The following is a 16,074-nucleotide window of genomic DNA, read 5'->3' on the forward strand; positions in this document are numbered from 1 at the left end:
TAATGGGCACCGTGAAATTCCAGCGGTTCTTCAGGGCAGCGGCCGGACTGCAGGTCGACCGGAACGATCTCAAGCGCTATACCGATTTCATCGACGACAAGATCTACGACGTGATCCTGATCGGGAAAGCCTCCGCGAAAGCAAACTTGCGCGACGTGATCGAACCGTGGGACCTGCCGATCACCAAGGGATTACAGGAGAGCATCCACCGGTTCGAAAAACTCGACGAGGAGATCGAACTTCAACCGCTGCTCGATCAGCTCACGGCCCGCCCGCCCTTGGACGTGGCCCTCTCAGAGGAGACAGAGCAACGACTGCCGCTGATCGCAGGAGGGTTGAGCGTAGCGCTGGCGCAAACTTTCGCCACGGTCGAACCGGACCGCAAGAACCCCGGCACAGCCCAATGGACAGTCGCCTTCGACATCTTCCACCTACTTCTGTGATTACCACCCGTCCCGGCTGACAGCGCGTCTGAGTTCGAATATGCTGTCCGGCTGCGAAAATACCGGTGCGATTCAGAACTGCCTGTCAGTTGGCGTCGACGACGGAGGATTTCCGGCGAGAGGTGCGGTTTCCGCGCTCGATTCTCGAGCAGCGAGAACTCCAGTGAGGGACTCGATTACAGCCCTCAGATCTTCTGCCGTGAGCGAGTTCGGCTTACACGCCGAACCTCTGACACCGGTAATCCGCGTGGCCAGGCGGCGAGCAGAACTTGTCGATCGGCGATCACTCCTTCGGCTCATCTGAGAACCTTTCGTCTTCACTTTCTCGATCCCCGCATCGGGCGGGCCCTGAGCACTTCTGGGCGCGCACAGCTCAAGGCCCGGCAAGGAGACCAGCGAGGGTGATATGGCCTTGCCTTGACGAACACCCGCCCGATTGTTTGCCCCCTCGAACGGAACGGGTGCCCCCGACCCGACGAAGGTTATTGCGCACTGCTTGTAGACGACAGGGTCGAAAGTCCCAGTTCCATTGTGATGAGCAAGCTTTGACGGTGGCCGAAGTGTTCTCCCTTACAGCCGGTTCGGTGTGTGCACGAACACGGACATCGTTCGCAGCGACTCCGACGAACGAGCACCCGCGATGTTCGATGCCCGATCCACCCGCAAACATCGGGAAAAGACCTATTTTGCAAAAGCATTCGGAACAGACGTCTGCAAACCAAATACCAGGAACGGGCCACCTTTCCAGGCACCGCGGCTACTGCGCCGCTAGCGTGACGACCAAGATGTTCACCTTGCCATGCAAACGGCCATGTCACTTCTTGGCATCGAAGGCGACTGAACATGATTTATACCGATCGCACTGTTTATGGTTGAAGATGTGCGGACGACATGAACGTCGACTTCGCACGGATAGTGGGTCATCGGTGTTGTGTGCTCAATGCCGACGTCGGTCATACGCCCCGACTCGCACACGCAGAGTCGGGGCTCCGGCGGATCCGTTGCCGCACCGCCGCTACTGACGAAGTGCCGTACCGCGCCGCCCGCTTCGAATCGAGGCCGAAGGCGGCCACCGCTTTTGTCGGGACCAGGCAAAGCAGCGATCTTCAGGGACCGGAACACTTCCCCAAAGCTTCTGGCACTCTCGGTTGCAGAGTGCTAATTCGTGTGGTTATCATGTTCTCGCACAGTAAGTTCGGTCAACCGCCACAGTGGCGGTGACCTTTCTTTTCACGACATGGGAGGTGTGTTGCTGTGCTTCGTTTCGATCCTTTCACCGACATCGACGCGATCACCAAGTCCGTACTCGCCGCGGGAACCGGCAACGGACGCAGTCCACGGTTCATGCCGATGGACCTCTACAAGGTCGAGGACCAGTACGTCCTGCACGCCGATCTTCCGGGCGTCGACCCAGGATCAGTGGGCGTCCACATCGACGGCTCGACCCTGACGTTGACCGCGCACCGCACCGCCCTCTCCGAAGAGGGTGTGAGCTGGCTGGCGAGTGAGCGTTTCGCTGGAACATACAAACGGCAGCTGTCCATCAGCGACGACATCGACGCCCAACAGATCGAGGCCTCGTACGACAACGGCGTGTTGACGGTGACGTTGCCGATCGCAGAGAAGGCGAAACCGCGGCGGATCGAGGTCTCCTCCGGACCACCCTCCCGAACCGATAACGCCGGATCGACAACACAGGTGCAGATCGAAGCCTGATCCGCCTGGCCCGAACACCGCTTTGATGGTGGGGTGACTCCCGAGGACACGCGATGGGTTCTCGGGCCTCACCCACCATCGTTTCGATCTCCCACTGCACACCCGTGGCGCACACCGGTACATCCACCACACGAAAGAATCAGCGCGAGAACCCTTTAGCTGCCATGACTGCATCCACTATCCCCCCGCACGAACAATCCGACAACACCGACAACACCGAATCCCGCGCGCACACTCCACCCGATTGGTGGGATCACCACCGTCCGATCACCAGCGATGAATACAGCGACATGGCGTTGATGCTCGGTGCACTCTCGATACTGACGTTCTGGATGTTCGGCCTCGGCATCCTCCTCGGTGCCGCCGCCATCGGAACCGCCCTGGCAGCGCGCCGACCCGACACCCCCGGACGCGATCTGGGCGACAACACCGCCGGCGTGGTCGGGATCCTCACCGGCATTGCCGGAATCGCCTTCGGCGCCGTCTTCCTCACTGCAGCACTACCCCACCTGTAGAAAAACCGAATTTTGCACTAGTGGAATCGAATTGGTGCTTGTAGCAGGATCTCACAAGATCTGAAATCCGTCCCACCTTCAGGCGATGGCGGCAGTGTAGATTCCGGATCTATTTGTCAGATCAACCTGCGACTTTCGAAAAATTACGCGACAGCTGGCGCTGAAATTCCGGGCAAAGATGGCCTTTTTCGACAGCTGAGAACAATCCACCAGCAGTCGGTCAACACTGCCCCTCTCCATGGACTCGACGGGATGAAACCGTTAGCAACGGAGCTACGAACGAGGCACAGGGTGTCAGGATTCACCAGTGTGTCGACGACCGGGAGTGACTGCCGATGGAAACTGTTGACTAGGTTCGAACCTTTCCAGCACCAGGCACCCGACCCGACAGGTGACCTATCGCCATGGTTCTGCGGCAACAGGTGTGGCCGCGACTTCCCGCGAGCATTCCGAGCGCTCCAAGGGGCACCAACCACCCCTTACATACTTTGCCAGCGGAGATCGTCCATGTCGTTTCCAACCTCAGCCGTCGTTGATGTCAACAAACACCTACTGGCGCTTTGCAACAACGGCAACATGATATGGTCGGCAACCAACAAAACCGCAAACAACGAGATCGCATCAAACGGCGAACAGTTAACGACTGCAACAATATTCAGTCCACGGCAATCCGGGCTCACCCCGCTCCGACGCCAACCACACGGGGACGCGGCATCACCGCTTTCAATCCCGAAACAGCCACCCGAAAACCACCCCTCACTCAGGGTGTCGGTTTGTCCAACAAGAACACGGACAAACCGCGGCAGGTCGAACTCATCGGTTTCGCCGCCGGGATGATGACGTACTCGATCGACCGGCCGTGTAGTGGGGAGTCCTCACCTTCCCGATCGGAATCGGGCCCGAAAAAATCAGCACTAGTGGTATGGTTCAATTCCCCTCGCGCGTCATGGCGCTCGAGGTGCTGAGCTCGCCGATCGCAGTATTTCCTGTGGCGAGCAAGGCTTCGGAGGCGTGGCAGAGAGGCCTAATGCGGGCACCTGATAAGTGTCTGGTGGTAATACACCCGAGGGTTCGAATCCCTCCGCCTGGCAAATTTGTTAGGAATGCTAAGATATTGCCTCCAGAGACGCCCCGGGTCTCGATCGGCAGCGTGCCGGCAACTTAGTAATTTCGCTGGTTCTTGAGGCAAGAACTCGATCAACTATGGCGGCAGGCCCAGCCTATGCCGCCTCGGCCCGGCACCCATCGATCTTGGTCGTCGTCGGGTTCGCCGGCCAGCAATGAGCAGCACGGATCGTAGTCCGGCGGCGGGGTAGCCGTCGCCTCCCAGGCTGCGCGGCCGTAATGCGTCAAAGCACGCGGGCCGGTTAGCTCTACCGACGGTGTCGGGTCGTCGTCGGGTCCGCCAAGCCATCGGTCGGCGAGTTCGACCGCGTCGAGCATCGCTACCTAGTGCTAGTCGTTGTACAACGGTGCGCCGAAATCTATGTCCGCTCGCACCGGACATTCGCCGACGAAGCCTTCTGAGCAGTAGGCCGGTTTCGTTTCAGACCGCCATATCCCCTGCGTTGGAACCAATTTCCTCTTCAGCCCTTCCTTGTTGAAGGAGCACTCACATGCTCTCGGGCAGCTCGAACGCTTCCGTCCGGCCTCTCGACCCGGTAGCGGTCGGGCCGGCGAATCCAGACATGGCTGGCATTGGCGGGGCGGCGATCCTTCCACTCGAACTGGATGCTCGACCAACGCCACGGCGGAGCGCCCCAGCGCGCGAAATCGCTTGGGCGTTAATGAAGTCTGGCGCCGGTCACTGCGCCCGTCTCGCGGTGACGCACCGCGCCCGACAACTGGACGGGCGTGGCAGTCGGAGAAAATCGCTCGCTGCAGTTTCCATCCGCATTCGCCTTGGTTGGACGTGTCCTGTTTGATAAGCGGCAAACCAGAGCAGGATTCCGGGGATGAGTCGATCGGCTACCTCGGCCCGCGGCCATCAATCATTGTGGTGACCATGCTGCTCGTTGATCCTGCGAGGGCACCCTATTCAGGTCCGCGGGGTGCTGGTCCCCGTCCCCACCAACCGCTTCGGGCACCTACGCGGCGCAACCCGGCACGAGAGACCGCACTTGTCACGTATACGTTCCGAGGATGTACACACCACACTGGCGGGCCCTCAGTGCCGAATGCACTATCGCATCCGACCAGGTCCGTCTGGGAGCAACCGCGCTGGAGAGCCTGGATCCACTCCGGCCAGGGTCGTTCTACTCCGCTCTGTTCCCGCTCTCGATCGGCTATGAGCGAATGGCCAAGATCGCAATCCAAGTGGACAACTACGCAGAGCACGGCCACTTCCTGACCAGCAAAGAGATGCGGAAGCTGAGCCACAACATCGGCGAGGCCTTCGACCTCGTCGAGGTGATCGCAGTCCGACGCGAATACACCGTTGAAACTGACTTATGCAGGCCTGCAACCGACGTCCACGGGTCCATTGTCGACATCTTGTCCGCCTTCGCTCTGGGCGGTCGGTACAACCATCTCGACAGTCTCGGTGGCAGTAGTGGCGCTAAGAGCGCGGAACGCCAATGGGAGGCAGACGTCATCTCACCACTCGCCGGCCAGCACCTCACAGCAAGGAAGCGCCTTGAGATCCTGGGCCAGGAAAAGAGCACATCTGAACTGTCCGAAAGGCTCTCCGAGAACGCCGTCATCCGCCTCACCGATCTGGATGGTGAAGTCCACACCACCCTGGAATCCAGTCACACCCGGATAGCCTTGTGTAAAGCCACCGTCCCCTGGAGTCGCCTCTACACGCTCCAGATCGGCCGCTGGCTGGCAAATATCCTGCGCGAACTCGGCTGCCTCGGACCGGGGCTCCCTGGGGAGCCCACCATTCCCTACCTCAACGACTTCTTTTCCTGGCTCGTCAACGACGACGCCCATTTGAGAAGACGGAAGACCTTTGTCATTCGTCGCTGATCACAATCCGCATCGAGTACGCGATCAACATCTGTGGCAGCCTCCGCCACACGAAGTGGAGTGGCATTCCCGCCAAGGTCACCTGCTCGGACAGCGCTGAGCCTCCGCGCCTCCCGGGCCCGGGAGCAACTGCAGGTCAGGGAAAATACGGTCGGGCATCGAGCCCGCCGCCCATTCTCACTCTGATCACGGCATCGCACCCAGCGATCACGACGCCGAACAAGATCGAATTACGCTGCAGAGTAGAGCATTTAAGCGTCGAACTGACAGGGTATAGATTATCGGCAGTGCTTTCCGGTGCACTACGACAGGTCGAAAAGGGTCAATTCGACGTCGACGAGGCACTGCGAATTCCGGAGAGAATTCCGAATCGCCCTGGACCACAGTTGGGGAAGGGAAGCGTATGGACGGACAGCCTCCGCAAACGCCCACCGAGACGACTAGACCGAACCGAACGTTTCACGAATCTAATCCCGACGCCTTTCGGATGTCTGGCGAGGATTTAGCAGGATTCATGTAGCTCGGACAAAGTGAAGGAATCCACGATGCAAAGGATCTGCGATGCCGCGCGCCTGCCCTGCTCATGACATAAACAGACTAATACTGTCGAGCTGACTGAATTCTCCAGTCTGTCCGGGGGCATCTAAAATGAACCAGATAGGCGGCAGCTACTCTCACACCGTGCTGATTAATGAACTGGACGAGATGGATACGGCAGAGGTACTGGCTGCAGCTGCTGGCATTCAGTTAGTCGACGCCAACATTCACCATTTGTTCAGGCTAGAGCGGTTGGCAGGGTTTGCCGCGCGACAGAGTGGTGTGTCGCCACGGCGATTGTCGGCCAGCGCTGTTCGTCGTCTACTCGTAACGCCTGAGATTGGTAGCGAATGGATCAAGGCTAACGAGGATGAGTTTGAGGGGTTCATCACGACGGAGGTGCCATTCTTCGGTGGCACATTTGTTGTCCTTCAGGGCCTCTGCACGAACAGCGGTGTGATCGCCCGAAATCTTCTCGCAACGGTATTTGGCTCTCATGGTCGCGACCTTCCGGTGGAGCTAACTCGGCGGGTCAGGTGGGCCGCGCAATTGCTCTTGAGTACCAGTGCCACACTGGCGGCTCAGATCGGGCTGCAGAGGTCTGCGACAGCGCCTGAATTTACCGGCGAGATCAGGGTGCCCAGCATTTCCGCGATTCAAGAGTTAGCGCAACTGGTTACGTTCGACGAGTCGGACCTATTGCAGGGGTTCACCCCAGAGGCCGTCGACTATCTTCGGGCGACGCTGATCGCCGATGGCGGAGATCTGCCGCCGTGGGACGGCACAGATACTGATGAGGGAATTATCGGAACTCCCTTCGTCCGGACGGCGCGCGGGATCATCGTTGCGGCCCCTTTCGAGTTGATGGCGACACTGAGGCATTTGATCGCGGCCGAAGCCGTCAACTGGTCGTGTGCTGATGAACTCACCCGGGCAGCCTCGGGCTTCGCGGTCCGAACTGTGGGCGCAATGTTTGACCTAGTCTGCGATGATCGACTTGAGGAAGTCTATGAATCGTCGCCTGCGCTGAGGGTCCTTCGCGGATACTTTGACGGCGACAAGCTCCTCGACCTGCGAATCCGAATCGAGACGTTCGACAACTACGATCCGACGACGGTCTTTCAAGATCCCGTGATGCGGCTCGGAGGTGCCGGAATCACCCCCGCCGATCATCCAGCCGATAAAACATTGGTCCTCGACGTTATTTGGTCGCATGGTTCGGACGCGCAGGTATCTACGGAAGTTTCGGAAGGGTTCTGCCTCGCGGATATGTTCGAGACGTTTGAGATGATCCTGTTCGCGCCTGGGACGCACCAGCTGACGTTGTGGTACTTCGCGCAGGCATTCGACCGATGGTCGTCGACCGGAGCGCGCATGATGATGACGAGCGTCGCGGATGCATACGCTATTTACGACAGCGGCGAGGAAGACAGCTTCTACGTCTCGGACGATCGACCACCGACAGCAATGTTCATCGCTTCTGGTAGCGCTGAGGAACTGCGGCAGTCGGTCGCCCAAGAGCTAGGCAAAACCTATGTGCACCAAGGTAACCGCGTCTACGAGGCGGAGTTGGTGCACGGAACAGCCACAACGGTTCGGCGGGTGAAATTTCCTGGACACCTGTATTTCGCCGAAGTTGGCGACGTGTCGGCGTGGGTCAGCGCTTCTGCATCGCAGGCAGCTGAATCGGCGCCGCTGGACGCTCTCGCGGAAGCGGTCTGCTACTGGCTCTACAAGCTGGGTACCGAGTTCCCTCCACTCCTCGTCGCACAGCCCCGGAGTGATATCCGAGTCGCGATCAACGTCTCCGATTGGGAGGCGGTGGCGATGGCTAGTCCAGAAACTCAGAATTGGATTTCGTTCAATATCGGTGACGCGACCGGTGATATTGAGGTCACTGTCACCACCCGGGCCACCCCGCAGGATGATGATCCACCCAACATTGTCGATCGTGAATTGGTAGCGACCCTGGTCAGGGCACTCGTATCTGCGGCGACAACGCCCGTCAATTTCGACTGTGGCGAGATCTTGGAGGTCATCGTGCCCCCCGGGCATCGCCACATGCTACATATCACCGACCGCAATTCCGATCTCGTATCGTGGCCAGGGGAGCTCCCGCGGCCACGGAAGGTGATATCGGCGGTGGTAGCGATGCTTCTGGACGACCTCGGTCGCCATCTCTCCGAGGAACATGGGCGCAGCGTTGGCCCAATACCTGATGCGGAACGTTCCCGAGTGCTAAACACGGAAGTCGTTCCGTACTTTGGCGATCGCTTGTCGGGCGTATTGGACTTGTATGACGACCGCCTACTGCTGAAGTACCTCATACGCGCAAACGAATCGCTGCTCAGGGAAGCTCACGTCGACGCCAGAATGTATCCATCCCGCGTCGCGTGCTTCGGACAGCAATCAGGCCTCGTTGAGCGGATGACAAAGGACATGGCACAAGGAGCTACGTCGGCGGTTTCCTCACGATTCCTGCTCGAGTATCTAGCGGCGAATCCCGCAGCTGGCGACCAACGTGTGAACACCGAAACCTACGATCTCATGCTGGCTTTGGCATCCGAGCTAACCAACATGGGATTCTTGTCCGATGCGATCCACGGCGGCGTCTCCACAGCCACGGTGTCGATGCTTCCGTCTGGACGATTTGGTATCTCACGTGAGGAAGACAGGTGGCTCACAGGCATACAGAACTTTCTGAGTTCCCACGCATCCACTACCGTGGGTGCCATCATCGAGACGGCGAATGCTGAGCACCAGCCGAGGTCCGCTCCGGAGAGCTTTGACCTCACGGAACATGACAGGCTTGCTGGTATCGAGTTCGGATTCACCTTCACTGACATGACAACCTTCGTCGGTGAGTTGCTCGACGCTTCAATCGAACTGGAGCAGCACGACGTCGGTGAACTCCCGATCTCGACGGTGTTGGAGAGGATGACCCGCGTCCACGGTTGGGATGCCGAGAGGGCTCAGCGCATTCTGGATACGTTGTCGATGCGCCCGGAAAAGGACTTCTGGAAGCTGGGCCGGCAGGTTCATCCCTGGAGATATAATCGAGAACGCTCATACCTGCGTCGGCCGCTGATCGTTCGAAGCCAGGGAGAAAGTGAATACGTCTTTTTCGGTCACCGCAACGCGTACCTGACGACAGGGCAATGGTACGGACAATACGAATCTGGGCGGCTCCAAGCAAAGACGCCTGAGATGAAGAAGGCTCTTGCGGCTGCGCGGGAGCGTAAAGGGGATCTGTTCGAAATTCGGGTTGAGGCCATTCTTGGTCAGGTATGCAGCCCGGTCAGGCGGCGCGTCAAAAGGATCGGGGACCATGACTTGAGGAATATCGATGGTTTCGACCTTGGCGATATCGATCTTGTTGCCTACCATGCCGCGTCTAGCAGTCTCCTTTTAATTGAGGCCAAAGCGCTGGAGGCGGCGCGAACGCCGACCGAGCTGCGAAACGAGATTGGGAACATTCTTGAGGGGGATGGTTCGGCGGTGACCCGCCTCGGTGGCCGCTATGAGTGGGCGCGAAGCAATATTGATGCTCTTCGCAGCGAGTTCGCACTCCCGGCAGGAAAGATCACACTCAAACCGATAATTGTCATCGACGATGATCTGGTGACACGGCAGTTTGAGGAGGCCGCCTTTCCCATCGTCCCGTTGGATCGCCTGTTGCAAGAAATTGGCAAATCTAACCGGACTCGACTGTCTCGGTGAGGATGTCGGAGCCCGACTACTCGATTCGTACGTCGCATGCAGATGCAGTAAGCAAGCCTTCACTATGCGCGACCCGCAACGATGACCATCGACGTCGTCGACACGGTCATTTACACCGACGGCGACACGCATCAGCAGGCGAGAGAATCGCCGCCCGCCGCGGCACCGAACTTGGGTTGCCGCATGTGGGTGGACTGCGGCCTGGCGTCGAGCCTTCCTATTTCTTACCCGCACATCGTGGTGCGGTGAATTGTCGTGTCCGCGGGCTATTTCCATCGAATCACGGCGCTAGCGCGGATGCTGGGGGAGGCGACAGATCGAAGAGGTTCTCCAGGTCGCCCGACAAGGTGAGGTTCTCCACCCGCTTCTGATACCGGCTGCGCCGGTGGAGGGTATGTACGTCGACCTCCGCGCCGTCAATCACCGCTTCGATCACGTTGGTGATTGCCAGTCCCGCGATTCGCCGCGCGAAAGACGAGATCGTCTCGCACGCTACCGGGGATATGGGACCGCCGTGGATCGCCGCGTTCCGGGTGCGGCGCAAGCGGGCAGTACACGCGGCCACTCTTGCCTTCTCCGCCTCGAACGCCACCGACAGCGCACCAGCGGAGGCGAGTGTGTCGTCCAGTTCCGCAAGGCTCCTCGCCAGCCAATGGTCCTGGTATACCCGCCGAAGAATTGCGGTGTGGGCTACTGTTTTGGCGCGAATGATCGGGCCATCCCATTTGTTTCCTCGTATGTCATCGGCGATGTCCGCCAATTCGGGGACATTGGGTGCGTCCGGTGTGTGGTCCGGGATGTGCGCGACCGCCGCCATGAACACGCCCGCGACGGCGCGGAAGGCGAATGTTTCGACAGTATAGAAGTCCAATAGATACTTGCTCAGGTACCCGGTCCACGAGAGCTGTCCCCGCTCGGTCCACGTGTTGCAATGCTCGATCGCACGGACCGCGGCTCGTACCACCGCCTCGGGATTCGCATCTGGAGCGCTTCGCAGCTCGTCCTGGAGCTGGAGAACAGGGAGCAGGGCTTCAGCAGCGTCCGCGGTTACGGTCGCGCCCTGGTCGTTCAGCTGCGTCAGTGTGGTCGTGAAGTGGTCGTTCTCGTAATCCAACTCACGACTGACGAACTCCTCCTTCGGCCCCCAACTGATAGAGTGCCCGAAATACCGAACCCCATCTCCGAACATCAGGGACCCGCGGAGGACCCGCCACAAATTGTCGGGGGTGCCATTGACTTTCAAGACTGCGTCAAGGAGTGTGCGAGCCCGGGATCTCGCGAGGTGCCGTTCGATTGCTTGAACCACAACTCGGGCGTACACGAGGGCAGGTCTGTACTCGAAGCCTCGATGCTCGTTTGGCCCGTCGTCCGAGACCTGGAACTCTCGAATCTGGTCGATCAGAAGCTCCTCTGGCACAACGTCGTACAACTCCCGCGCCGCATCGTGATCGGTAAGTGCCCCAGCGAGGCTCGTCGCGGTGTAGAACGTCACTGCGCCGTGGCTGACGCAGGCCCCACCCTTCACGAACGCTGAAGCGATACGGAACCAGATCACGAAGTCCCCGGTCGGTGACAGAGCAACGATGCTGCGTTCGGAGAGCCGCTCGAGCTCATCCGAGTTCAACGGGGACGCCGAATTGACGTCAGGTTCCGGCGGCCCCAACTCGTCGCCCAGTATCGACTTCGCACGGCGCACAGAGTGATCGAAGCCCAGCAGGACCCCGTATGCGGTTTGAAGCGGCCCGAAGGCGCCGGGATCCTGTCTGCGGCGGCCGCACAGAGCGAACACGTTGTCGCGCAGATACTTGACTTGCTCGGTAGAAAAGGTCTCGTGGTCCATGTTCTTGCACGCCGCGATCAGATCGCGCCACGCGGCGACAAGCACCTCGTCGCGGTCGAGCAACGCGGCGAGGGATGCCGCATTCTGCGCCACAGCGGGCCGCTTCGTATCGTCGACGACTGCCCTACCTTTCTTGACCGCCAGCAGGTCGGCAGTGATGCAGGTGTGGAGATCGCTCACCGCGGTGTTGACCAGGGCATCAAGTTCGGGTCCTAGCCACGTCAGTGCGTCTTCGAGGTCCAGTGCACGTGACTCCCAGTCGTTCTTCTGTTGGCCGTCATGGGGTCTGGGGTCATGCGCCGCCTGGAGTATCTCCTCCGTGATCGCTGGAAGCGACATATACCCCGCCTCGCAGATGATCTGCGTGTCGCTCCGGACATATTCACGCAATTCTTCGAGCCACCGATCTCGCTGCTGAAAGATATCTGGCGACATGTCTTTTCTGCTCCCTAGCGGCGGCAACGTTTTGTCGATCCATTATCAGTGAGCAAACAGCCGACATAGCCCAACTCGAAGTCGCCAGACACCGCTACATCGCCCGCACGGCGATCGGTTGCGATCGAGAACGCCATGTCGCGCACACTTGCTGCAGTGTTACCGATCGCGACGACGACGGGGATCGGTTGCTCCGTAATGGCAGTGCCTATTTTCGGATCCGTTGAGTTGCGAACTCGCGGGCGATCGCGTAGGCGGTCGAGTTGGCTGCCGATCACCTCGACTCGTGCGGAGTTCTACGTGGTTCGGTCCTCAGATAGACCCGCCCAGGGCTTCTCGCGGCTCCTATCTGGCAACCGATTGAAGGGTTGATAGCTCAAAGTAGGAAATCAACAGTGGAGCGGCCAGCAGTGATGGGCCGCTGTCAACACTCACCGGCTACCTGGCCTCACCAAGGAATACCCTTCGCGTCGACTCCGCAGCCGTCGCGACGAGTGTGATTGATCAGTAGATCTGGGCGCCGAATTCGAGGCGGGCCACATCTCGGTCGGCGCAATCGTAGGAGCAATAGACTACGGCGATTGCAGGCCGGGTGAACAAATCTCGGCCGCAGTGGCGGCAGAATAGTTTTTGTATGGCGCGCCTGGCTCTTCCCACGGCTCTCGCTCGAGCGAGATGGCGACGAAGAAAAGACAGTAATTTGTTCATGCTAGCCATTCTTTGCCTGGTGATTGATCGACCACACGAGCCTTCTTTCGCTCGTAACAAATTGCCTTTTGGAACTGTGATGTCGCATGACTCATGCCCTACACGGACCGCGAAACAATATTGCGAAATACTGGAGCGAAGATGTTCTCCCCTCCGAGTGAAGGAAATTTCGACATCACGACTGACATTCAAGGTGTCGCGGTGGCTGCCCGCACAGCACTCGCAAAACCGTCGGCGAGACCATCGTATTCGTCGTATAACACACGTCCGCGATGATTCCATCAGCAGCACCGGAAGGACTTTTGGCAAGATTTACCTTCAACACTCCCCAGGTTATGTATCGTTTCGTTTCGCATCCCCCGAAAAGCGCGTCTGGCCGACCTGCGGAAAATATGGAGACTGCGAGGCCGGCCAGGCTTAGGGAAGGGCTTAAGAACTATTCTTGCCCACCTCGTGCGAACTGTCCTCAGTTACTTCGTGCCGACCGGCAGGCACAGGCACCACGCGATGGATGCGACTAACGGAAAGCAGGCCTGCTACGCCGACGACCGCCGCTGCGATGAACAAGTATCCTGGCGCCCGGTCATCACCGGTTGATTCGATCAGCGAGTTCGATAGAAGAGGTCCAAATCCTGCACCGATCATGTTGCCCACGTTGAAGCCGATCGCGGCTGCGGTGTATCTGATGCGGGCGGGGAATACGTCTGAGAATGCCTGGTAAGCAGCGGCGAGTGCCAGATTACTCAGGATCATGGCCCCCAGGTAGGCGATGCCGACATCGATTGCGGTCACCGAGTCCGAGCTTAAGTAGGCAAACAGCGGGAAACCAACGATTCCCAGGATGACGAGCATGATAGTCAGGATCCGCACGCGTCCGAATCGATCGGCCAACAGACCTCCCACAATCACCATCGGTGCGGATAGCAGCATGACAGCCGCCGTGACCCAGGGCACGGTCGATCGAGAGATGTCAGTTGCGGAGGTCAGGTATACGGGTAGATAAACCGGAACCGCGTAGACGATGTACAGCGTACCGGCGCCCATCAGAATTGTGAGAAGGATAGTGGCTTTGTGGTCCGACCATGCTTCCCTCAGCGGCGCTTTAGAAATAGCGCCAGCCTTCTCCATTTCGGTAAACTCCGCCGAATCCTCAATCTTGAGCCTAAAGGCGAGGACACCAAAAGTGAAGACGAATGCCACTAGGAACGGGATTCGCCAACCCCAGACTGCCATATCCTCTGCGCCGACGACGATCGTCGTTACCCCAATTACGACTGGAGCGATTACTAACCCGAGAATCGATCCGAATGGAGTCATGGAACTGTACAAGCCCCTTCTCCCCGGCGTACTGGACTCCAAAGCGTAGGTCGCGGCACCGATCACCTCGCCACCAGCGGCAATTCCCTGGGCGATTCTTGCCAACAACACAAGGGCAGGTGCCAGCAATCCGATCGTTTCGTAGGTCGGGACGAGACCGAGAATAAGGGTTGCGATTCCCATCAACGCAATAGTCGAAACGAGCGCGACACGTCGACCTCGGCGGTCACCGATTCGACCGAAGACGATTCCGCCAAGGGGTCGTGCCACGAACCCGACTGCATAGACGGCTAGAGTCGCGATTACCGACACGGCAGCGTTCGAATTCGGGAAGAACAGCGGCGCAGTGTATACAGCGAGGTAGGCGTACAGAACCAAATCCGAGGAGTCGATCATGGTACCCAACATCGCTGCTGCGGCAGCTTTTTTGCGCACTCTGGGTGAAACTGTAGAGACATCGGTTTTATCTACCGACTTATTGGTCACTGTGTCTCCTGATGACTGTTTCGGATACTGACACATCTCCCGGAATGTAGCTCAGGGCGGGCCATTCGGACACTTGGATGCCGAGTCATATCAACCTTCCGCTGCCACTTCCCGAAGTGTGATTCACTCGTGGACAATCAGACCGCGAATATTGGCTCCGGACAACATGTCTCGGAACCCGTCATTGATTTGATCGAGCGAGTAGCGACGAGTCACGAGTGAGTCCAAATCAAGCTTTCCGTGCTTTGCCATACGAAGCAATTGCGGAACGTCGACTCGCGGATTGCAATCCCCGTAGAGGGTGCCGACGATCTTCTTCCCGTACAGCGTCAGCATCGAACTCGAAAGCTGAAGCGTCTCTTCGGTTGCATCGTCTGCGACGCCGACTAGAACAACGGTTCCACCCTTGCGCGTGAGATCGAATGCACTGCGAATGATGTCGCTGGTCACAACACCTGCCGTCACCACTGCCACATCGACGCCGACTCCGTGCGTCCGATCCCAGATATCAGCATGAGCTTCGCCCGCATCAGCAAATACTGCGTCGGCTCCCAACTTCTGAGCGAATTCGCGCTTGGATTCCACCGGATCGATCACGGCTACGATGTCAGCGTTGGCTTGGACCGCAGCGCTGACTGCGTTGGCGCCGATGCCACCGCAGCCGTAGATTGCGACAGAGTCGCCTGCTACTACCCTGCCAGCATTTAGCACTGCGCCCCAACCGGTCGCTACTCCGCATGTGACCAACGAGATCCACTCCCACGGAATGTCTTTGTCGACCTTGACTGTGGATCGTTGGTCAAGGACAGCGAATTGGGAGAAGGTGCCAGTTGCAGCAATTGCTCCGATGTCATGACCATCTCGATGGAATCGAAATCCGCCATTGGCGAGTTCCCCCGACATCATGTTGATTCCCAAATCACACAGATTTCCCTGCCCCCTGACGCAAAACCGGCATGTCCCGCAGCTGGGAATCCACGAGCATGCGACGTGATCACCGATTTCGAGGCCAGTAACACCGGGGCCGATGGCATCGACGATCCCAGCACCTTCATGTCCACCGATAAACGTCATCGGCAGTTGTAGATGCTGCAGGTGTTCGTCGGAGTGGCACAATCCCGCGACCTTCATCCGGACCCGGACCTCCCCAACCCCCGGTTCATCGAGGTCGAACTCAAGGAGTTCCCAGTCATATTTTCCGGGAATGAGGGCGGCTGCTGTGGTCTTCATCAGTTTCCGTTTCTCGACATAGCGGTTGGTGATTAAGGGGTTACGGCCTCACGCATGTGACCGATCCCACACGCCGAGAATCGCATGGGGGCACGGGAAATGTCAACAGTTGGCTGCGATCTGTTCTCGATACTGGTTTACTGGGTGCTGTCTCGCC

At 58.7% G+C, this 16,074-nt stretch carries 9 protein-coding genes and 1 tRNA gene; 7 read left to right on the forward strand and 3 right to left on the reverse strand.

From position 1 onward, the window contains the following. Positions 1-2 precede the first annotated feature (2 nt). The 7 genes from BH682_RS28430 to BH682_RS36015 all read left to right on the forward strand — a co-directional run bounded on the left by BH682_RS28430 (position 3) and on the right by BH682_RS36015 (position 10,150). Positions 3-443, forward strand: coding sequence for a DUF1931 family protein (locus tag BH682_RS28430; protein WP_024487875.1), 441 nt, complete (start codon positions 3-5; stop codon positions 441-443). Between the two features lie 1,254 nt (positions 444-1,697). Then, positions 1,698-2,159 carry an Hsp20/alpha crystallin family protein gene (locus BH682_RS28435; RefSeq protein ID WP_047272442.1) on the forward strand — a complete coding sequence of 154 codons (462 nt, stop codon included), beginning with the start codon at positions 1,698-1,700 and terminating at the stop codon, positions 2,157-2,159. 164 nt (positions 2,160-2,323) lie between these two features. Further along, positions 2,324-2,674 carry a hypothetical protein gene (locus BH682_RS28440; RefSeq protein ID WP_039973505.1) on the forward strand — a complete coding sequence of 117 codons (351 nt, stop codon included), beginning with the start codon at positions 2,324-2,326 and terminating at the stop codon, positions 2,672-2,674. A gap of 1,005 nt (positions 2,675-3,679) precedes the next feature. After that, positions 3,680-3,765: transfer RNA gene (locus BH682_RS36010), tRNA-Ile, on the forward strand. A gap of 1,204 nt (positions 3,766-4,969) precedes the next feature. Then, positions 4,970-5,644, forward strand: a complete 675-nt coding sequence (locus BH682_RS28450) for a hypothetical protein (RefSeq protein WP_143542601.1) — start codon at positions 4,970-4,972, stop codon at positions 5,642-5,644. A gap of 681 nt (positions 5,645-6,325) precedes the next feature. After that, positions 6,326-9,901, forward strand: a complete 3,576-nt coding sequence (locus BH682_RS28455) for a hypothetical protein (protein WP_143542602.1) — start codon at positions 6,326-6,328, stop codon at positions 9,899-9,901. Positions 9,902-9,982: 81 nt separating this feature from the next. Continuing rightward, complete coding sequence (locus tag BH682_RS36015; protein WP_157127659.1) at positions 9,983-10,150, forward strand: hypothetical protein; 168 nt, start codon at positions 9,983-9,985, stop codon at positions 10,148-10,150. A gap of 31 nt (positions 10,151-10,181) precedes the next feature. On the opposite strand, the gene BH682_RS35695 is transcribed toward BH682_RS36015, so the two are convergent. The 3 genes from BH682_RS35695 to BH682_RS28475 form a co-directional block, all read right to left on the reverse strand. After that, the gene (locus BH682_RS35695; protein ID WP_083954730.1) at positions 10,182-12,176 is read right to left on the reverse strand and encodes a hypothetical protein; all 1,995 of its coding nucleotides are present in this window, start codon (positions 12,174-12,176) and stop codon (positions 10,182-10,184) included. A 1,137-nt stretch (positions 12,177-13,313) separates the two neighbouring features. Next, on the reverse strand, positions 13,314-14,687 hold the full coding sequence (locus BH682_RS28470; protein ID WP_190287659.1) for an MFS transporter: 1,374 nt from the start codon (positions 14,685-14,687) through the stop codon (positions 13,314-13,316). A gap of 123 nt (positions 14,688-14,810) precedes the next feature. Next, positions 14,811-15,917 (reverse strand): Zn-dependent alcohol dehydrogenase, encoded by a 1,107-nt coding sequence (locus BH682_RS28475; protein ID WP_075834897.1) that lies wholly within the window; start codon positions 15,915-15,917, stop codon positions 14,811-14,813. Positions 15,918-16,074: the final 157 nt, after the last annotated feature.

This window comes from Rhodococcus sp. YL-1, assembly GCF_001942025.1.
Classification (GTDB): Bacteria; Actinomycetota; Actinomycetes; order Mycobacteriales; family Mycobacteriaceae; genus Rhodococcus_F; species Rhodococcus_F qingshengii.

Excerpts from the sequence above, each read along its gene's own strand:
- BH682_RS28430 (WP_024487875.1), top strand. The coding sequence starts at position 3 with ATGGGCACCGTGAAATTCCAGCGGTTCTTCAGGGCAGCGGCCGGACTG.
- BH682_RS28440 (WP_039973505.1), top strand. The coding sequence starts at position 2,324 with ATGACTGCATCCACTATCCCCCCGCACGAACAATCCGACAACACCGAC.
- BH682_RS28450 (WP_143542601.1), top strand. The coding sequence starts at position 4,970 with ATGGCCAAGATCGCAATCCAAGTGGACAACTACGCAGAGCACGGCCAC.
- BH682_RS36015 (WP_157127659.1), top strand. The coding sequence starts at position 9,983 with ATGACCATCGACGTCGTCGACACGGTCATTTACACCGACGGCGACACG.
- BH682_RS35695 (WP_083954730.1), bottom strand. The coding sequence starts at position 12,176 with ATGTCGCCAGATATCTTTCAGCAGCGAGATCGGTGGCTCGAAGAATTG.
- BH682_RS28475 (WP_075834897.1), bottom strand. The coding sequence starts at position 15,917 with ATGAAGACCACAGCAGCCGCCCTCATTCCCGGAAAATATGACTGGGAA.